Below are 19466 nucleotides of genomic sequence, written 5' to 3'. Positions count from 1 at the left end.
AGCGGGCGGCCCCTCGTCCGCCGTCGAAGGAGCATCACACGTGCGTCAGGTCATCATCATCGGATCAGGTCCGGCCGGCTACACCGCGGCCATCTACGCGGCACGCGCCAACCTCGAACCTCTCGTGATCGCCAGTTCCGTCGAAGCCGGCGGAGAACTGATGAACACGACGGACGTCGAGAACTTCCCCGGTTTCCCCGAGGGCATCATGGGTCCCGACCTCATGACGAAGATGCAGGAGCAGGCCGAGCGCTTCGGCGCCGAGGTGCTCTACGACGACGTCGTGTCGCTCGATGTGACCGGTGACACCAAGACCGTCACCCTGGGCAGCGGTGCGGTGCACGAGGGCGAAGCGATCGTGTTCGCCACCGGCTCCGCACCCCGCAAGATCGGCATCGAGGGCGAATCCCGTCTCTCCGGCCGGGGTGTGTCGTACTGCGCGACCTGCGACGGGTTCTTCTTCCGCGAGAAGGTCATCGCCGTCGTCGGCGGTGGGGACTCGGCGATGGAGGAGGCCACGTTCCTCACCAAGTTCGCCTCGAAGGTCTACGTGATCCACCGCCGCGACGAGCTGCGCGCGTCGAAGATCATGCAGGAGCGCGCGTTCAAGAACTCCAAGATCGAGTTCGTCTGGAACAGCGCGGTCGTCGACATCCTCGGTGAGGACGCCGTCACCGGCGTCGTGCTGGAGGACACCGTCGACGGTTCGCGTCGCGAGCTCGCACTGGACGGCGTGTTCGTCGCGATCGGCAACGACCCGCGCACTCACCTGGTCCACGACAAGCTCGAGCTCACCCCCGAGGGCACCGTGTGGGTCGACGGCCGCTCGTCGCGCACCTCGGTGCCCGGAGTGTTCGCCGCCGGCGACGTGATCGACCCCACGTACCGTCAGGCGGTCACCGCGGCCGGCAGCGGTACGGTGGCAGCCCTCGACGTCGAGCATTACCTCGCCGCGCGCGGTGAGGCGTCGCTGCCGGCGACGGATGCCGCGCAGATCGACGGCCTCCCGGCGGCCGACCCCGCGACGGTCTGAGGAACAATCCGTTCCGCTTCGTCGTTCGACCCAGAGACAGACTTCCGAAGGAGATCATCATGACCGCCAAGGCCACCACTTCCAGCACCTGGCAGCAGGACGTCCTCGACGCCGATGGACCCGTGCTCGTCGACTTCTGGGCGGAATGGTGCGGCCCGTGCCGCATGGTCTCGCCGATCCTCGACGAGATCCAGTCGGAGCACCCCGGCAAGATCACGATCCTGAAGCTCAACGTCGATGAGAACCCCGACCTCGCGATGCAGTACCAGATCACCTCCATCCCCGCGATGAAGGTGTTCAAGCAGGGTCAGGTCGAGAAGACGATCATCGGCGCCAAGCCGAAGTTCGCCCTCGAGAAGGACCTCGAGTCGTACATCGGCTGATCCAGCCGCTCCACAAGACGAAGGCCCGGTCGATCCGTCGACCGGGCCTTCGTCGTGTCGGACGATCTCAGGGGGCATCGGCGCGCACCGTGGCATCCCACCGGCGGTGCGGCTCGGAGCCGAGCAGCCGCCAGACCGCGCGTGTCAGCTCGGGATAGTCCAGCGCTATCTGGCGCAGCACCCGGTAGTTTCGGGCCTGGGTGGGGCGCGTGCCGCCGTCTGAGGCGATGTTCTCGGCGCGCAGCATGAGCACGACGAGCTCATCCACGCTGGGGAGGTCCTCCATGAACTCCCACGGGTCCTCGCCCCCACGCAGCCGCTCGTAGACGAGCACCGACAGCTCGTCGGTGGCCTCGGCGCGCAGCAGTTCGAGACTCGCCCGCGGGGGCGGAGTGTTCTCGTGCGCTGTCATCCTTCCAGCCTACGTGGGCCCGTGAAGGGTGGCGTCAGTGCGCGCCGAACTCGGTCTCACCGATCTCCGCGAGGATGCGGTTCAGGTCCTGGATCGTCGCGAAATCGATCACGACCTGGCCTTTTCTCGCGCTGATGTTGATCTTGACCTTGGTGTTCAGGCGATCACCCAGTCGTTCGGCGACCTCGTCGAGGTGCGCACGGCGGGCACCGGCCTTCGGCGTCACGCGTCGTACGGCACCGGCTTCCGGCGCCTTCGCCGCGGCCTCGGCCGCGCGCACCGACAGATCTTCGTTCACGATCTTGTCGGCCAGCCGCTGCATGGCTTCGGGCTCTTCGAGCGACAGCACCGCGCGCGCGTGACCCGCGCTGAGCACGCCGGCGGCGACGCGCTGCTGCACGGGGATGGGGAGCTTCAGCAGGCGGATGGTGTTGCTGATCTGCGGACGCGAGCGGCCGATGCGCGTGGCCAGCTCCTCCTGCGTGATGCCGAAGTCCTCGAGCAGCTGCTGGTACGCGGATGCCTCCTCGAGCGGGTTCAGCTGCGATCGGTGCAGGTTCTCCAGCAGCGCGTCGCGCAGCAGGTGCTCATCGTCGGTGTCACGCACGATCGCGGGGATCGAGGTGAGCCCGGCTTCGCGCGAGGCGCGGGTGCGACGCTCACCCATGATGAGCTCGTACTTGCCGTCTTCGTTGGTGCGCACGACGACCGGCTGCAGCACGCCGAACTCCCGCACGCTGTGGACGAGCTCGGCGAGGTCTTCCGTGTCGAAGTGCGTGCGCGGTTGCCGCGGGTTGGGAACGATGTCGTGGGGGTTCACCTGGATGAGACGCGTGCCAGGGATGGCGACGAGCTCGGGCGCGGGCTCCGGTGCCGCCGTGGCGTCGGCAGCGGCGGGGGAGGCGTCGGCTGCGGGAGCTGCGGCATCCGCAGTATCTGCGGCGTCGACGGCTGCCGTGGCGGCGTCCGCCTTGCTCGCTTCAGCGGCAGCGGCGGCCTCCGCGGCCTCGGCCTTGCGCGAGACACCCGGGAAGAACACGTCGACGGGGCGGGCCTCCGAGGGCTCCGCGGTGGGGATGAGTGCGCCGATGCCTCGTCCGAGGCCTGTTCGCTTCGCCATCAGGGTGTTCCTTCACTGTTGTGTGTGTCGCCTCGCTGGATGATCTCCACGGCGGCTTCGCGGTAGGCGACGGCGCCGGCCGACTGCCCATCGTAGGCGATGACGGTCTGGCCGAAGCTCGGCGCCTCCGAGACGCGGACCGAACGCGGGATCACGGTCTGCAGCACCTGGTCGGCGAAGTGGGAGCGCACTTCTTCGGCGACCTGCTGCGCGAGACGCGTGCGTCCGTCGTACATCGTGAGGAGGATCGTGGAGACGTGCAGCTGCGGATTCAGGTGCTTCTGGATCATGCGCACGCTGCCGAGCAGCTGACTGAGCCCTTCGAGTGCGTAGTACTCGCACTGGATGGGGATCATCACTTCATCGGCGGCGGTGAATGCGTTGATCGTGAGCAGCCCGAGCGACGGCGGGCAGTCGATGATCACGAAGTCGAGGCGCTCTTCGACTGCACCGAGGTAGTCCTCCAGCGCGGTCTTGAGGCGGTGCTCGCGGGCCACCTGCGAGACGAGTTCGATCTCGGCGCCGGCGAGGTGGATAGTGCTGGGGGCACAGAGCAGGTTGGGGGATTCCGGGCTCGCCTGGATGATGTCGGCGAGCGGGAAGTCGTCGATGAGCACGTCGTACACGCTGGGAGTGTCGGCCGAGTGCGGGACGCCGAGCGCGGTGGAGGCGTTGCCCTGCGGATCGAGGTCGATCACCAGCACGCGCGCTCCCACCGATGCGAGGGAGGCGGCGATGTTCACGGCGGTCGTGGTCTTGCCCACGCCGCCCTTCTGGTTCGACACCGTCAGAATGCGGGTCTGGCCACTGAGGTGCACCTCGGCGGTGTCCAGTGCCCGCCGACGAGCGGTCAGGTCGAGCAACTCACGCGCGAGAGGGGAGTCGTCGAGGGAGAAGGACGCCGTTTCGGCTCCATCCTCGGGTTGTTTCACGTGAAACATCCTTCCGTTTTGCTCGACGACCAACCCGTACAACCCTACGCGACCCCACTCCCACCGCCGACCGTTGTGCGCGCCGTTTCACGTGAAACAAGGCACGATCTCGTCCCGCAGTCGGCTCCTGGCCCTGAATCCAGCGGAGCGGGTGTGGGGCGGGTGCGCCCATGGGAGCAGGCGATCCACGCGATGGACGCGATGGAGCCACCCAAGATGACCGCGTTCACCTCAAGTCCACCCATGTACGCGAGGAACGACACGGGACCCCCCGTCCGCGTTTCACGTGAAACATGGTGCCCTTCGGCTGCATGCATCCACTGGCCTTGTCTCCCATGGAGACGCGTGCCAATGCCCAGAGCGTTTCACGTGAAACATCGAGGCGCACCAGGTGGCCGGAGGCCCACTCGCGGATCCACCCCGCCCGCCCGGCGCGCAAGCCCTGACTCCTGGAAAGCACCTTCCGCCTTGGCGTGGTGCTGCAACGAACACGCCGCGCTTCAGGCACGGGAGGACGGCACGCCGGACGCCGTTGTGTTTCACGTGAAACAATGAAGGTCTGCCGCCGTGATGTGGTCCACTCGGCGCGTGGTGGCCCGCCGTGGTCATTCCGCATCGCTCGGCGCGCGTGGCATCACTCCGTTTCACGTGAAACGCGGACTTCAGGGCAGGCGACGAGTCCCACCCGACCGTGAGTGGTGGGGCTAGGGGACGGCGCCTGCAACGATGCATGCAACCGGGAGCGTCGGGGAGTGTGCACGGAGCGCACCGGCAGGAATCAACTCCATAGCGTGCTCGCCCAATCTCGCAGAGAAGCCACGATCACCAGCGGATTCAGGCGGCGCGCGACGACAGGCACGGGCACGGGCACGGACGCGGACATGGCACGTCGCGCCGCGTTTCACGTGGAACATCACGGCCCACACTTCGACCGCCTCCCACGGGGGGATCGTTAACCGGTGATCCCGCCCGGCCCGCGCGTCGGATGCGCCCCATGACCCCGGCGCTGCACGGGGGGCGCGACGGCCGCCTTGCTCACTGGATCACGGTTCGGACCTCGCCCCCTTTGGCCGCGCGCGTCTCGCCCCGAAGTAGCGGGACGAGCGGTGTTTCACGTGAAACGCACCTGCTACGTAGACGTCAGGTCGCATCGCACCCGGGCGGAGACACGCTATTCGGGGCCTGCCGGCGACTCGCAGCCTGCACACCCGCTATGTAGCGGGAGGCGCAGCACACCGATCGCGTTCCGTGACGCCGACATCACGCGCCACACCCGCACGACGACTCTGCACACAACGCCCCATCCGGCCCGCCTCGACGTGTGAGGGGACTCGACAACGCGGGCGCCAACCCGACCCGTGACCGATCCGCCACGAGGCGGACCCGGCGCCGCGCCCGGCGAGCTGAACCCACGGTCGATGCAGCGTCCCGCTGGGGTCTTGGCGCGATACATCCCGGCGCCGCCCGCCTCCGGTGCGGAGCCCCCACCTTGCCGGCGCGGCGTGTTTCACGTGAAACACGCCGAACGCACCGACCCAGTGCCGGGCGGGCGGGCGGCCCGACGGTTATGCCATCCGCACCGGACCTCCCCGTCTGCGTGCGGCGGATGACGGAGCAGGAAGCGGTGACCACTCTCTGTCACGGGGGAGAACGAAGGCTACGGGGCGACGGGGCCCCGACCGCGGAGCACGTACCTGTGGCGCTCGACGGCCTGGGCCTCGACCGGGCTCGACCGGGCTCGCATGACCAGTTGCACGGATCGGAGCACTGAGACAATCACTGCGTCGCAAACAGTGCCGACGTCGTCGACCCGCGTTCGTCGACGCGATCGTGAGACCCGCGCTCCGAGGAGGTGAGCGGTCAGAGCGGGCCGAAAACACCACCATTTCGGCGCTGTCAGAGCGATCCTAAGCGCGTTCTGAGAGAAGGAGACGTGGCGGATTTCGCTCCGAGATCGCCGATTTCGTCGTCATCGAGCGCGCCCCGCGCACAACCGGCTGCCCGGAGCGGTCAGCGGACGGTCGCTCGAATGACGCGCGTCGGCTCGTCGATGAGTCCTTCGCCGACCGGCTCCACGCGCACGTTCGACAGCCGGAACTTCCGGATCACCTTGTCGGCGGCCGCGATCTCGTTGGATGCGTTCGCGCCCTTGAGCAGAATCAGCTCGCCGCCGTCGCGCACCAGGGGAGCGGTCAGCGGCACGAGGGTACGCAACGCGCTCAGGGCTCGAGCGGTCACCGCGTCGAGCACCGGGCCGCGCTTCCAGTCCTCCGCGCGATCACGCAGCACCTCGACGTTTTCCAGACCGAGTTCCCGCACCTGTTCGTTGAGCCAGGCGACACGACGCTCCATGGGCTCGATCAGCACCCACTCGACATCGGGGCGCGCAATGGCGAGCACGATGCCCGGCAGCCCAGCTCCGGACCCGACGTCGCCGACGCGGCCCGCGAACAGGGGAGCGGCGACGGCGCTGTTGAGGATGTGTCGCGTCCACAGCCGCGGAAGTTCCAGCGGACCGATCAGCCCGCGCTCCTCGCCGTGCTCGGCAAGGGCTGCGGTGAAGGCACGCGCCGCGTCGATGCGATCGCCGAAGATCTGGGCAGCGACAGCCGGCTCGGTCTCGAGGGAGGTCATCGTTTCACGTGAAACATCAGCCGCGGCGGATGACGGTGTGACGGTCGGCGCCCTCGCCGTACGACTCCGAGATGAAGCCGCGCGCCGACACCACGTCGTGCACGAGCTTGCGCTCGTAGCTCGACATCGCCGGCAGGGATGCCTGCGAGGCACCCTCATCCAGCCGGGCGATGGCGCGGTCGACGAGCACTTCGAGTTCCTTCTGGCGGGCGTCACGGGAGCCGCCCACGTCGAGGATGAGACGCGAGAAGCGCCCGGTGCGGTTCTGCACGGCCAGCCGCGTCAGTTCCTGCAGCGCCTGCACGGTGTCGGGGTGGCTGAGTCTGGACAGTGAGCCCGACTCGTCGGCCTCGACCGACACGTACGCACGACCGCCGCGCACATCCAGACCCAGGTCGCCGTCGATGTCGGCGATGTCCAGCAGCTCTTCGAGGTAGTCGGCGGCGATATCGCCCTCCTGCTCTAGCTGTTCGACGGTGACTTCCGTGGACTCCGCGGATTCGGGGGAGAGGGTCATCTCAGTTCCTTCGGGCGATCGATCAGGACTTCGGTGCCGGCGGCGGCGTGGTGGAGGGGCCGCCCTTGGGCTTCTCGCCGCCATTCGAGGGCTTGTCTCCAGCCTTGGGGGCCGGGCTGCCGCTCTTCGGGGGCTGCTTCTTCTTGGCGCGCTGCTTGCCCATCGGCTGCTGGCGTTTGGGAGCAGCGGCGCGGGCGCGCTCGGCTTCCTCGAGCAGACGCTGCTGCTCGGCCTGGTACTTCTCCATCGGGATGACGCGACCCTTGGCATCCAGCGCCTTGCCCTTGCGAGCCAGGCGCTCCTCACGCTCCTTGGCCGCCTCAGACCCGGGGGTCGGGAGGTTGCGGATGACGATGAACTGCTGGGCCATGGTCCACAGGTTGCTGACGAACCAGTAGATGACCACGCCGAGCGGGAAGAAGACACCCGAGAAGATGAATGCCAGCGGCAGCACGTAGAGCATGATCTTCTGCATCTGGTACGCCTGGCCGGTCTTGGCCTCGGGCGACAGGTTCTTCGAGATGATCTGCAGCTGGGTGATGAACTGCGACGCGATCATGAGGACCACCAGGATCACGAGGATCACCACGGTCGCCGTCTGGCCGAGGCCGATCGCCTCGATCATGTTGGTGTGCAGCGGCGCGACGTCGAACAGCTGGGCGTCGTAGAACTGCTTGGTCAGTTCGGCGTTGAGCAGGCCGACACCGCCGACGCCCCACTCGGCGTGCTTCTTGACGTCGCTGAGCGTGTAGAACATGCCGAGCAGGATCGGCATCTGCACCAGCAGCGGAAGACAGCTCGAGACCGGCGTGGTGCCGTGCTTCTTGTACAGCGCCATCGTCTCGCGGCTCATGGCCTCACGAGAGAGCTGGTCCTTCTTGCCGCGGTACTTCTCCTGGACTTTTCGCAGTTCAGGAGCGATTTCCATCATCTTGCGCTGGCTCTTGATCTGGCGCACGAAGAGCGGGATCAGCGCGGACCGCACGACGATCACCAGGCCGATGATCGCGAGCACCCAGGTGGCGCCCGCCGCCGCAGGAAGGCCCGCGGCTGTGAACAGCCAGTGCCAGAAGACGAGGATCATCTCGACGAGCCACTTGAAGGGCCACATCAAGGTGCTGAACAGGTCGAAACCTTCACCCGGCGGGGGAGTCGTGGGGGTGGGGACCACCGGCACGGGCGTCGAAGCGAAGAGATCCAGCACGGATCAGTCCTTTCCGGAGGGCACGACGAAACCGTGCCGAGTCAGATCGTGGCGAAAGTGGGGATGCGACGGAACATCGTCGATCCCACCCGCGGCCCAAGGGTGACAGCGCGCAAGCCGCGCCGCCGACAGAACGATGCCTTTGGCCAGACCATGCTGCTGCACGGCACCCACGGCGTAGGCGGAGCACGACGGATAGTACTTGCAGACGTCGCCGTACATATGGGAGATCGTGGCGCGGTACCCGTGCAGCAGCGCGAGACCGGCGTTGCGCGGGATGAGCGGAACCAGGCGCCACGTCTGCGTGGGGTCGAGGGTCGCCTCGCCTACCGATGCCGTCGGCAGTGTCGCCGTGCTCATGACACGGTCCGCTTCGCCAGGCACCGGCGCACGTCGTTGCGCAGCTCCGCGTAGGGAGCGTCGGCTGCGCTCGGCAGCGCGCGGATCACGACATCGCCCGAGGGAACGGCGTCGCCCAGCACTTCTGCGCAGACGGCTTTGAGCCGTCTGCGCACAGTGTTGCGCACGACGGCTCCGCCGACCTGCTTACTCACGATGAAACCGAACCTCGGCACCTGCCCACCGAGGGTGGGCGCGACGTACGTCACGGTGTGGGTGCCCCCACATCGCCGTCCGCCGCGGACCACCGCGCGGTATTCGATGCCGCGTGTGAGGCGGTTCGGCCTCGAGAGCACCGCGGGGTGTCAGGCCGAGAGCTCGGTGCGCCCCTTGGCGCGACGAGCCGAAAGGATGGCGCGGCCGGCGCGGGTGTGCATGCGGGCACGGAACCCGTGCTTCTTGGCGCGGCGGCGGTTGTTGGGCTGGAAGGTGCGCTTGCTCATGAGGATCACTCCGGATCGGCGGTCACCGGAAAGCTGGGCCGGGGACGCGGGTACAGGGGACTGCCCGAATGGGCATAAGTCAACCGATTAAGGGTACGTCGCGCCGCGCGAGAACTCAAACCGAGCGTCCGCGGCGCACACTTTATCCACCGACGCCGGTCGATCCTCGCAATGACACGCAGCCGCGGCCTACAGTGGATTTGGCGGACGCAAGGCTCGCTGATTAGCGTTACCCACGCACGTTATCCACAGGCCCGCCCTCCGTGTGCGGCGGATGCCACGGCGCATCGATCCCCGGAGTCGCAATGTCACAGCATGATCTTCCAGACGTTCCCGTCTGGCGCGCTGTGCTTGAAGAACTCGTCGGAGACGACCGCGTCACCCCGCAGTTGCAGGGGTTCCTCAGCCTTGCGGTCGCGCAGGGCGTGATGAGCGGGACGCTCTACCTCGACGTGCCGAACGAGTTGACGGCGGCGCAGCTGAACAAGCGCCTGCGCGCACCGATCATGGAAGCCCTGGCACGCGTCGACGCGGAGCCGGCGGCATCCACCTTCCGCGTCGTGGTCAACCCCGAGCTCGCCGACGCGCACCTCAGCGAACCGATCCCCCTGCAGCCGGCGCCCGCGCCCATCGTGGTGCGCAGTCCCATCGCCGAGGTTCCGGAGCCGATCGCACCGCCCTCACGCAGCGACACCCGGCTGAACCCCAAGTACACCTTCGACAACTTCGTCATCGGCCAGTCCAACCGGTTCGCGCACGCAGCCGCGGTCGCCGTGGCCGAAGCGCCGGCCAAGGCGTACAACCCGCTGTTCATCTACGGTGACTCGGGCCTCGGCAAGACCCACCTGCTGCATGCGATCGGCGAGTACGGGCTGAGCCTGTATCCCGGCATCAGGGTGCGCTACGTCTCGAGCGAAGAGTTCACGAACGACTTCATCAACTCGATCGCCAACAACCGCGGTGCCGCCTTCCAAGCGCGCTACCGCGAGGTGGACATCCTGCTGATCGACGACATCCAGTTCCTGCAGGGTCGCGCCGAGACGCAAGAGGCGTTCTTCCACACCTTCAACACCCTCCACGACCACGACAAGCAGGTCGTGATCACCAGCGATGTGCCCCCTCGGCATCTGACCGGCTTCGAAGACCGCATGCGCAGCCGGTTCGAGTGGGGTCTCATCACCGATGTGCAGGCCCCCGACCTCGAGACCCGCATCGCGATCCTGCGCAAGAAGGCCCAGTCCGAGCGCCTCCTCGTGCCCGACGAGGTGCTCGAGTACATCGCGACGAAGGTCTCCTCCAACATCCGCGAGCTCGAGGGCGCGCTCATCCGCGTCTCAGCGTTCGCGAGCCTGAACCGGTCGTCGCTGGACATCTCGCTCGCCCAGACCGTGCTGCGCGACATCGTCGACCACGACGATGCGAACGTGGTGTCCCCGACCGACATCATCACCGCCACCGCTCAGTACTTCCGGCTGTCGGTCGACGATCTCTACGGCTCCAGCCGTTCCCAGGCGGTCGCCACGGCACGGCAGATCGCCATGTACCTGTGTCGAGAGCGCACGAGCCTGTCGCTGCCGAAGATCGGTCAGCTGTTCGGCAACCGCGACCACACCACGGTCATGTACGCATACAAGAAGATCAGCGAACTCATGAAGGAACGCCGCTCGATCTACAACCAGGTGTCTGAGATCACCACGCAGCTCGGCCGCAACGGCCGCTGACCCTCCGCGGGCGGCTCCGGCCGCGGAGGGTCCCTCCGGCGTACCCGGGTCACAGCAGCCCTCGGGCGTACGTACCACCACTGAACGCCCGTGGACGACCTATGCCGCGCATCGCATGCCGTCAGGCCGACGTATGCGGTGTTTTCGCGCTTGACAGCGCTGTCCGAGCAGGCGATCATCCGTGTTCTTCACATTGTGGACAACCTGTGGATAAATGTGCGACGCGCCGACAAGATTGTGAGTGGATTCGGCCGGCCTGTGGATGAACGGCCTTCCGAGCAGCACACCCGACACCCGCGGAAACACGCCAATCCGCAGGCAACTCACAAATGACAACTTTGTAGTTCCGGTGTCTCGACTGGGATCGCGAGAGTTATCCACAGTTTCCACAGGTGTTAACACCATGACAAGAACTTCTTCAATGGAATCCGGGTCCATCACCGTGACGTGACGGCGGACCACGACTTCCGGGACGACACGTTCTGGGCAGTAGCATGGGAGCCCATACCCGCCGTCAAGGGAGAACTTGTGAAGTTCCACGTCAATCGCGATGTCTTCAGCGAGGCCGTGTCGTTCGTCGTGAAGCTTCTGCCGCAGCGAAACCCGCAGCCGATCCTGGCCGGCGTGCTCATCGAAGCCACCGAAGAGGGCCTGTCGCTCTCGGCTTTCGACTACGAAGCCTCCGCTCGCACGACCATCGAGGCCACGGTCGACGACCCCGGCACGATCCTCGTGCACGGTCGCCTGCTCGCCGACATCGCCAGCAAGCTCCCCAACGCGCCGATCCAGATGAGCATCGAGGAAGACGGCAGCATCCTGCTGACCTGCGGCTCCGCGCGCTTCACGCTCTCGTCCATGCCGGTGCAGGAGTACCCCGCCATCCCCGAGGTCTCCGGTGAATCGGGTCTTGTCCCGGCCGACGACTTCGGCACCGCGATCGCACAGGTCGCCTTCGCCGCATCCCGAGACGACGTCACCCCGGTGCTCACCGGCGTGCAGCTCGAGGTCTCGGGCACGCAGCTGAGCCTCGTCGCGACAGACCGCTATCGCGTGGCGCTGCGCGAACTCCCGTGGGACGGCGGCGCCGCGGCATCCGAGGAGTCGACGACCGCGCTCGTCCCGGCCCGCACACTCATGGAGGTCGGCAAGACCTTCGCGCACTCCGGAGACATCTCGATCGCCTTCTCGGGCTCGGGCGACCGCGAGATCATCGCGTTCACCGCGGGCAACAAGACGGTCACGTCGCTGCTGATCAAGGGAAACTTCCCCCCGGTCCGCCGCCTTTTCCCCGAGCAGACCGAGCACCACGCGGTCGTCAACACCGCCGAGCTCATCGAGGCCGTGCGCCGTGTGTCGCTCGTGCTCGACCGCTCCGCGCCGCTGCGGTTCACGTTCACGGCCGACGGCGTCTCGATGGATGCCTCGGGCACCGAGCAGGCGCGCGCCACCGAATCGGTGGATGCCACCCTCGTCGGTGAGGACGTCACGCTGGGGCTCAACCCGCAGTACCTCATCGAGGCCCTGGGCGCCGTGCGCAGCGAGTTCACGCGCATCACGTTCACCTCGAGCGAGAACGCGAACAAGCTGAGCCCCGTGCTCATCACGGCGCAGACCTCGGTCGACCGTGCCGGCGAAGGCTCGTTCAAGTATCTGCTGCAGCCGAACCTGCTCCTGCGCTGAGCTGCGTACCCCGGCAGGGCGTCCTGTCGGAACCGCGAAGGAGGGTGATTCGGTGATCGTCGAGCAGCTCAGCCTCGTGGACTTCCGCAACTACGCGGTCGCCGACGTCGCGCTGTCGCCCGGCGCGAACGTCTTCGTCGGGCGCAACGGCCAGGGCAAGACCAACCTCGTCGAGGCCATCGCCTTCTTCGCGACGCTGGGGTCGCATCGGGTTTCCAATGACGCGCCGATGGTGCGCCACGGGGCGGATGCCGCCATCGTGCGGGCCCGGCTCGCACACGGTGAGCGCCGCGTGCAGCTGGAGGTGCAGGTCAACCGGCAGGGATCGAACAAGGCGAGGGTCAACGGCGCGGCGGTCAAACCCGCCGAGCTGCCGCGCTACGCGCAGGTCGTGCTCTTCGCTCCGGAGGACCTGCAGATCGTCCGCGGCGATCCGTCGGCACGTCGGCGCTTCGCCGATCAGCTGCTCATCCAGCGCACGCCCCGTATGGCAGGCGTGCTCGCCGACTACGACCGCGTGCTCAAGCAGCGCACCGCGCTGCTGAAGTCGGCCAAGGCCCGCGGGATCCGCGGCGACGCGCTGACGACGCTCGAGGTGTGGGACGACAAGCTCGTGACGCTCGGGACGCAGGTCATCCGCGCCCGGCTGGCCCTCGCCGCCGAACTGACCAGTCCCCTCGTCGATGCCTACGCCGGCATCGCCGGCGCCGATCACAGCCCGGAACTGGTGTGGGCGCTGTCGGTCGACGGCGCCGATCCCGAAGAAGACGCCGTCGCCGCGGCATCCGCGTCGGACGCCGCCGACATCGAGGCGCGCTTCCGCGCGGCGCTGGCCGCGCGGCGATCGACCGAATTCGACCGTGGCCTCACCCTCACCGGGCCGCACCGCGACGACCTGCTGCTGCGGGTGCGCGGATTGCCCGTGAAGGGGTATGCGTCCCACGGCGAGTCGTGGTCGGTCGCCCTGGCGCTGCGTCTCGCCTCGGCCGAGCTGCTGCGCGCGGAGTCGCGGCTCGGTGACCCGGTGCTGATCCTCGACGATGTGTTCGCCGAGCTCGACGCCGACCGTCGCAGCCGGCTCGCGGGCCTCGTGGCCGACTACGAACAGGTCATCGTCACAGCCGCCGTCGACGACGACGTGCCGCCGGCGCTGCGGGCCCGTACCGTCCGCGTCGAGGCCGGGCGTATTCTGGGGGCGGAAAATGACTGATCCCGCCCGCATTCCAGAGACGATCGCGACGTACATGCGACTTCGCGGCCTCGAGCCGACCAGTCGCGGTTCGCGGCGCAAGCGCCGCACCGTCGTCGACGACGACAACGCCCCATTCACCGCGGGGCGCGATCCGCACGGCCTCGGCGACGTCGTGGCCGCGCTCACCCGGGCGTCGGGATGGGACTCGCAGTTGGCGCGGGAAGACCTCGTGCTGCAGTGGGAGCAGGTCGCCGGCGCCGAGACGGCCCAGCACGCATCGCCGGTGGCGCTGGGCGACGGCGTGCTCACGGTGCAGTGCGACTCCACGGCCTGGGCCAGGCAGCTCACCCTCATGCGCGCGACCATCGTCACAGAGATCGCGCGGCGCTTCCCCGAAGCCGGGGTCTCGAGCATCCGCTTCATCGGGCCGGACGTCCCCTCCTGGAAATGGGGCCGCAGAGCGGTTCCAGGGCGGGGTGCTCGCGATACCTACGGCTGACCCACGATCAGGGGCATTCGGAACGTTTTCAGGGCGCGACAGGGCCGTTTCCGCCGCGCGCAGGGGTCGAAACCCGATAGACTGGACGCTCAGGCACGATCGATGTGGAGCGCTCGAAACTTATGACGTCTCAGAACCCCGACAGCGTTTCCGAAGAACCCGAATCGCGACCGGCGCCGGCGACGCACACGGAGTACGGGGCGGATGAGATCCAGGTGCTCGAAGGGCTCGAAGCCGTTCGCAAGCGCCCGGGCATGTACATCGGCTCCACCGGTGAGCGGGGCCTGCACCACCTCGTGTACGAGATCGTCGACAACTCCGTCGACGAGGCCCTCGCCGGCTACTGCGACACGATCCACGTGACGATCCTCGCCGACGGTGGCCTCCGCGTCGTCGACAACGGGCGCGGCATCCCGGTGGACACCCACCGCACCGAGGGCAAGTCGACCGTCGAGGTCGTGCTCACGGTGCTGCACGCCGGCGGCAAGTTCGGCGGCGGCGGATACGCCGTCTCGGGCGGTCTGCACGGTGTCGGCTCCTCCGTCGTCAACGCGCTCTCCAGCCGCCTCGAAGTCGAGGTCAAGCGTCAGGGCTATGCCTGGCGCCAGTCCTACCGCGGCGGCGGCGTGCCGCAGGCGCCGCTCGCGCGCGCCGAGGAGACCACCGAGACCGGCACGACCATCGAATTCTGGCCCGACGACACGATCTTCGAGTCGGTGCACTTCGACTACGACACCCTGCGCACCCGCTTCCAGCAGACCGCGTTCCTCAACAAGGGACTGCGCATCACGCTGAGCGACGAGCGTCCGGATGCCGCATACACGGTCGACCTGCCCGACGGGACCTCCGAGGAGCGTCGCCGGCACGACGACTTCCACTACGAGCGGGGCCTGGTCGACTACGTCGAGTACCTCAACAAGGTGCGCAAGGCCGAGGTCGTCAACGACGAGATCATCGAGATCGAATCCGAAGACACCGTGCGCCACATCTCGCTGGAACTGGCGATGCAGTGGACCACGAGCTACACCGAGAACGTCTTCACCTTCGCCAACACGATCAACACGCACGAGGGCGGCACCCACGAAGAGGGCTTCCGCGCGGCGCTGACCACCCTGGTCAACAAGTACGCCCGCGAGAAGGGCCTGCTCAAGGAGAAGGACGACAATCTCACCGGCGAGGACATCCGCGAGGGCCTGACCGCCGTCATCTCCGTGAAGCTGTCCGAGCCGCAGTTCGAGGGTCAGACCAAGACGAAGCTCGGCAACACCGAGGCGAAGGCGTTCGTGCAGAAGGTCGTCGGCGACCAGCTCACCGACTGGCTCGACCGCAACCCCGTGCAGGCCAAGCGTGTCATCGGCAAGGCGATCGACGCCGCCACGGCGCGCCTGGCCGCCCGCAAGGCGCGCGAGACCGCGCGGCGCAAGAGCGTCTTCGAGTCGGCATCCATGCCCGACAAGCTCAAGGACTGCACGAGCAAGGATCCCTCGATCAGCGAGATCTTCCTCGTGGAGGGTGACTCGGCCGGTGGTTCGGCCGTCAGCGGCCGCGACCCCGAGCGCCAGGCGATCCTGTCGCTGCGCGGCAAGATCCTCAACGTCGAGAAGGCGCGACTGGACCGGGCCCTCGGCAACGCCGAGATCCAGGCGATGATCTCCGCCTTCGGCACCGGCATCGGCGAGGACTTCTCGGTGGAGAAGGCCAGGTACCACAAGATCGTGCTCATGGCCGATGCCGACGTCGACGGTCAGCACATCACGACGCTGCTGCTGACGCTGCTGTTCCGCTACATGCGCGGGCTCATCGAGGCCGGCTTCGTCTACCTCGCCCAGCCGCCGCTGTACCGCCTCAAGTGGTCCAACTCCGACCACGAGTACGTCTACAGCGATCGCGAGCGCGACGCGCTGATGGCCGAGGGTCTGGCCGCCGGCAAGCGCATCCCCAAGGACAACGGCGTGCAGCGCTACAAGGGTCTGGGCGAGATGAACGCCAAGGAGCTGTGGGAGACCACGATGGACCCCGAGACCCGCACGCTCCGGCAGGTCACCATCGACGACGCCGCCTCAGCCGACGAGATCTTCTCGGTGCTGATGGGCGAAGACGTCGAGGCGCGGCGCGGATTCATCCAGCGCAACGCCAAGGACGTGCGCTTCCTGGACATCTGACGTGGTCTCGCTGCCCTCGTGCTCCGCACGAGCGCTCGACCAGCGGACCGAGACCACCGGACTGAGAGAACACAATGACTGACGACATGCGCCCTGCCCCGATCGACGGGTACGAGCACGGCAACATCGACCAGGTCGACCTCCAGGTCGAGATGCAGCGCAGCTACCTCGACTACGCGATGAGCGTCATCGTTGGCCGTGCGCTGCCCGATGTGCGCGACGGCCTCAAGCCCGTGCACCGCCGCGTCATCTACGGCATGTACGACGGCGGGTACCGTCCCGACAAGGCGTTCTCCAAGTGCGCCCGCGTCGTCGGCGAGGTCATGGGTCAGTACCACCCGCACGGTGACAGCGCCATCTACGACGCCCTCGTGCGTCTCGTGCAGCCGTGGTCGCTGCGCTACCCGCTGGCCGACGGCCAGGGCAACTTCGGCTCGCCCGGCAACATGGGTGCCGCCGCCCCTCGGTACACCGAGACCAAGATGGCCCAGCTCGCGCTCGAGATGGTGCGCGACATCAACGAAGAGACCGTCGATTTCGAGGACAACTACGACGGTCGCACCCAGGAGCCGTCGGTGCTCCCGGCGCGCTTCCCCAACCTCCTCGTCAACGGCTCCGTCGGCATCGCCGTCGGCATGGCGACCAACATCCCGCCGCACAACCTGCGCGAGGTCGCCGCCGGCGCCCTCTGGGCGCTGGAGAACCCCGAGGCCACGCGCGAGGAGCTGCTCGAGGCGCTCATGCAGCGCATCCCCGGCCCCGACTTCCCCACCGGCGCGCAGATCCTCGGCACCCGTGGCATCCGTGAAGCGCAGCGCACCGGTCGCGGCTCGATCACGATGCGAGCCGTCGTCAGCGTCGAGGAGATCCAGGGCCGCACGTGCCTGGTCGTCACCGAGCTGCCCTACCAGGTGAACCCCGACAACGTGGCGGCCAAGATCCGCGACCTGGCGCGCGACGGCAAGCTCAGCGGCATCGCCGACATCCGCGACGAGACCTCCGATCGCACCGGCCAGCGCCTCGTCATCGTGCTCAAGCGCGACGCCGTGGCCAAGGTCGTGCTGAACAACCTCTACAAGCACACCCAGCTGCAGGAGAACTTCGGCGCCAACATGCTGGCGATCGTCGACGGCGTGCCCCGCACACTGCCGCTGGACGGGTTCATCTCGTACTGGATCGAGCATCAGGTCGAGGTGATCGTCCGTCGCACCCTCTTCCGCCTGCGCGAGGCGGAAGAGCGCATGCACATCCTGCGCGGCTACCTCAAGGCGCTGGACGCGCTCGATGACGTCATCGCGCTCATCCGCCGCTCTCCGACGGTCGATGAGGCACGCGAGGGCCTCAAGGTGCTCCTGGAGATCGACGACCGGCAGGCGGATGCCATCCTGTCGATGCAGCTGCGGCGCCTGGCGGCACTGGAACGGCAGAAGATCGTCGACGAGGCCACCGAGCTCGAGATGAAGATCGCGGACTACAACTCGATCCTGGCCAGCCCGCTGCGTCAGCGCGAGATCATCCGCGACGAGCTCACCGGCATCGTCGACCGCTTCGGCGACGAGCGTCGCACCCACATCCTGCACGGGTTCGACGGTGACATGTCGATCGAGGACCTCATCCCCGAGGAGGAGATGGTCGTCACGGTCACCCGTGCCGGCTACATCAAGCGCACGCGCAGCGACAACTACCGCTCGCAGCACCGCGGCGGCAAGGGCGTGAAGGGCGCGCAGCTGCGCGCCGACGACGTCGTGGAGCACTTCTTCGTCACCACGACGCACCACTGGCTGCTGTTCTTCACGAACAAAGGCCGCGTCTACCGCTCGAAGGGCTACGAGGTCCCCGAGGCCGGGCGCGACGCCAAGGGTCAGCATGTCGCGAACCTGCTCGCCCTGCAGCCGGATGAGGAGATCGCGCAGATCCTCGACATCCGCGACTACGCGGCCGCGAACTACCTGGTGCTCGCCACCCGTGGTGGGCTCGTGAAGAAGACGCGCCTGACCGAGTACGACACCAACCGTCAGGGCGGCATCATCGCGATCCGACTGCGGGAGGACGACGAGGTGGTCAGCGCGCTGCTGGTCGACGAGACCGACGACATCATGCTCATCTCCCGCCACGGCATGTCGCTGCGATTCACCGCCACCGACGAGTCGCTGCGCCCGATGGGACGCTCCACCGAGGGCGTGAAGGGCATGTCGTTCCGCGATGACGACAGCCTGCTCTCCGCCTCCGTCGCGCACGACGACGCCTACGTGTTCGTGGTGACCGAGGGAGGCTACGCCAAGCGCACCAGCATCGGTGAATACCGGCTGCAGGGCCGCGGTGGCCTGGGCATCAAGGTGGCCAAGCTGAACGAGGATCGGGGCGATCTCGCGGGCGGTCTGATCGTCGGCGAGGACGACGAGGTCTTGGTGGTTCTTGCCAGTGGCAAGGTGGTACGCTCTGCCGTGGCCGAGGTGCCTGCCAAGGGCCGTGACACGATGGGGGTCGTCTTCGCACGACCGGCCGACGATGATCGCATCCTCGCAATCGCCCGAAACGGCGAGCGTGGCCTGGCAGAACGAGCCGAGGCTGAGGCCGAAGCGGCAGCCGCGGCCGCAGTTGATCCCGATGCACCGGCCGGTGAGTCCGCCGACGGGACCACCTCCCCCGAGACCCCGGAAGAGAGTACTGACGCATGAGCACGGTAGCCGACAAGCTGGCGAAGAAGTCCTCGAGCAAGACCAGCTCCAAGCAGGTGCGCCTGCGCCTGGTGTACGTGGACTTCTGGTCCGCGGTGAAGCTGTCCTTCCTCGCCGCCGTCGCCCTGGCCGTCGTCACGGTCGTCTCGATCTTCCTGGTGTACATGGTGCTCGAGGCGACGACGCTGCTGGCGAAGGTGGACGAGCTGTTCGTCGCGTTCACCGACGGCACCGTGTCGCTCACGAGCTTCATCGGGCTGCCGCAGGTCATGGCGTTCGCAGCCATCGTGGCCATCCTCAACCTCATCGTCGTGACGGTGCTGGGCGCGGTCGTGGCCGGCATCTACAACCTGATGGTGAAGATCACCGGCGGGCTTCTGGTCGGTTTCACCTCCAACTGACCGATCCCGGCGTCTCGGTTTCGTGAAACCGGGTGGAGTCGGGTAAAGTCTTGGAG

18 protein-coding genes are annotated in these 19466 nt (G+C 67.4%); 9 read left to right on the top strand and 9 right to left on the bottom strand.

Translation table 11 applies throughout. From position 1 onward, the window contains the following. Positions 1 to 40: 40 nt before the first annotated feature. Positions 41 to 1033: a thioredoxin-disulfide reductase gene (trxB, locus tag ACFVR6_RS00530; protein WP_386957791.1), complete on the top strand. Its 993-nt coding sequence runs from the start codon at positions 41 to 43 to the stop codon at positions 1031 to 1033. A 59-nt stretch (positions 1034 to 1092) separates the two neighbouring features. Further along, positions 1093 to 1416 carry a thioredoxin gene (gene trxA / locus ACFVR6_RS00525; protein WP_386957790.1) on the top strand — a complete coding sequence of 108 codons (324 nt, stop codon included), beginning with the start codon at positions 1093 to 1095 and terminating at the stop codon, positions 1414 to 1416. A gap of 67 nt (positions 1417 to 1483) precedes the next feature. On the opposite strand, the gene ACFVR6_RS00520 is transcribed toward trxA, so the two are convergent. From ACFVR6_RS00520 to rpmH, 9 genes are all read right to left on the bottom strand, one after another. Next, positions 1484 to 1828, bottom strand: a complete 345-nt coding sequence (locus tag ACFVR6_RS00520; RefSeq protein WP_386957788.1) for a tryptophan synthase subunit alpha — start codon at positions 1826 to 1828, stop codon at positions 1484 to 1486. Positions 1829 to 1862: 34 nt separating this feature from the next. Continuing rightward, positions 1863 to 2948 carry a ParB/RepB/Spo0J family partition protein gene (locus tag ACFVR6_RS00515; RefSeq protein ID WP_386957786.1) on the bottom strand — a complete coding sequence of 362 codons (1086 nt, stop codon included), beginning with the start codon at positions 2946 to 2948 and terminating at the stop codon, positions 1863 to 1865. After that, positions 2948 to 3889 carry a ParA family protein gene (locus tag ACFVR6_RS00510; protein WP_386957784.1) on the bottom strand — a complete coding sequence of 314 codons (942 nt, stop codon included), beginning with the start codon at positions 3887 to 3889 and terminating at the stop codon, positions 2948 to 2950. Before ACFVR6_RS00510 ends, ACFVR6_RS00515 begins: the two co-directional genes overlap by 1 nt. A 2001-nt stretch (positions 3890 to 5890) precedes the next feature. Continuing rightward, on the bottom strand, positions 5891 to 6514 hold the full coding sequence (gene rsmG / locus ACFVR6_RS00505; RefSeq protein ID WP_386957782.1) for a 16S rRNA (guanine(527)-N(7))-methyltransferase RsmG: 624 nt from the start codon (positions 6512 to 6514) through the stop codon (positions 5891 to 5893). 16 nt (positions 6515 to 6530) lie between these two features. Further along, entirely contained in the window at positions 6531 to 7031 is a 501-nt protein-coding gene (locus ACFVR6_RS00500) for a Jag family protein (protein ID WP_386957780.1), read from the bottom strand. A gap of 22 nt (positions 7032 to 7053) precedes the next feature. Further along, complete coding sequence (gene yidC / locus ACFVR6_RS00495; RefSeq protein ID WP_386958799.1) at positions 7054 to 8232, bottom strand: membrane protein insertase YidC; 1179 nt, start codon at positions 8230 to 8232, stop codon at positions 7054 to 7056. A gap of 6 nt (positions 8233 to 8238) precedes the next feature. Further along, a complete protein-coding gene (yidD, locus tag ACFVR6_RS00490; RefSeq protein ID WP_386957778.1) occupies positions 8239 to 8595 on the bottom strand; it encodes a membrane protein insertion efficiency factor YidD in 357 nt (118 codons plus the stop codon). Continuing rightward, positions 8592 to 8882 carry a ribonuclease P protein component gene (locus ACFVR6_RS00485; protein ID WP_386957776.1) on the bottom strand — a complete coding sequence of 97 codons (291 nt, stop codon included), beginning with the start codon at positions 8880 to 8882 and terminating at the stop codon, positions 8592 to 8594. The genes yidD and ACFVR6_RS00485 overlap by 4 nt, the downstream gene beginning before the upstream one ends. 57 nt (positions 8883 to 8939) lie before the next feature. Then, positions 8940 to 9077 (bottom strand): 50S ribosomal protein L34, encoded by a 138-nt coding sequence (gene rpmH / locus ACFVR6_RS00480; protein WP_026302947.1) that lies wholly within the window; start codon positions 9075 to 9077, stop codon positions 8940 to 8942. 305 nt (positions 9078 to 9382) lie between these two features. On the opposite strand from rpmH, the gene dnaA reads away from it, so the two are divergent. The 7 genes from dnaA (at position 9383) to ACFVR6_RS00445 (ending at position 19410) form a co-directional block, all read left to right on the top strand. Continuing rightward, positions 9383 to 10798, top strand: a complete 1416-nt coding sequence (gene dnaA / locus ACFVR6_RS00475) for a chromosomal replication initiator protein DnaA (protein WP_386957774.1) — start codon at positions 9383 to 9385, stop codon at positions 10796 to 10798. Between the two features lie 528 nt (positions 10799 to 11326). After that, complete coding sequence (dnaN, locus tag ACFVR6_RS00470; protein WP_386958797.1) at positions 11327 to 12478, top strand: DNA polymerase III subunit beta; 1152 nt, start codon at positions 11327 to 11329, stop codon at positions 12476 to 12478. A gap of 52 nt (positions 12479 to 12530) precedes the next feature. Then, positions 12531 to 13688, top strand: coding sequence for a DNA replication/repair protein RecF (recF, locus tag ACFVR6_RS00465; RefSeq protein WP_386957772.1), 1158 nt, complete (start codon positions 12531 to 12533; stop codon positions 13686 to 13688). Beyond that, positions 13681 to 14169 carry a DUF721 domain-containing protein gene (locus tag ACFVR6_RS00460; protein ID WP_386957770.1) on the top strand — a complete coding sequence of 163 codons (489 nt, stop codon included), beginning with the start codon at positions 13681 to 13683 and terminating at the stop codon, positions 14167 to 14169. The genes recF and ACFVR6_RS00460 overlap by 8 nt, the downstream gene beginning before the upstream one ends. A gap of 122 nt (positions 14170 to 14291) precedes the next feature. Beyond that, positions 14292 to 16331: a DNA topoisomerase (ATP-hydrolyzing) subunit B gene (gyrB, locus tag ACFVR6_RS00455; protein ID WP_386957768.1), complete on the top strand. Its 2040-nt coding sequence runs from the start codon at positions 14292 to 14294 to the stop codon at positions 16329 to 16331. 74 nt (positions 16332 to 16405) lie between these two features. After that, positions 16406 to 19009: a DNA gyrase subunit A gene (gyrA, locus tag ACFVR6_RS00450; protein ID WP_386957767.1), complete on the top strand. Its 2604-nt coding sequence runs from the start codon at positions 16406 to 16408 to the stop codon at positions 19007 to 19009. Then, the gene (locus tag ACFVR6_RS00445) at positions 19006 to 19410 is read left to right on the top strand and encodes a DUF3566 domain-containing protein (protein ID WP_386957765.1); all 405 of its coding nucleotides are present in this window, start codon (positions 19006 to 19008) and stop codon (positions 19408 to 19410) included. The genes gyrA and ACFVR6_RS00445 overlap by 4 nt, the downstream gene beginning before the upstream one ends. Positions 19411 to 19466: the final 56 nt, after the last annotated feature.

This window comes from Microbacterium sp. NPDC058021, from assembly GCF_042885955.1.
Lineage (GTDB): Bacteria > Actinomycetota > Actinomycetes > Actinomycetales > Microbacteriaceae > Microbacterium.
The sequence above is the reverse complement of the archived record's forward strand: the minus strand, read 5'-3'. Positions and strand labels throughout refer to the sequence as shown.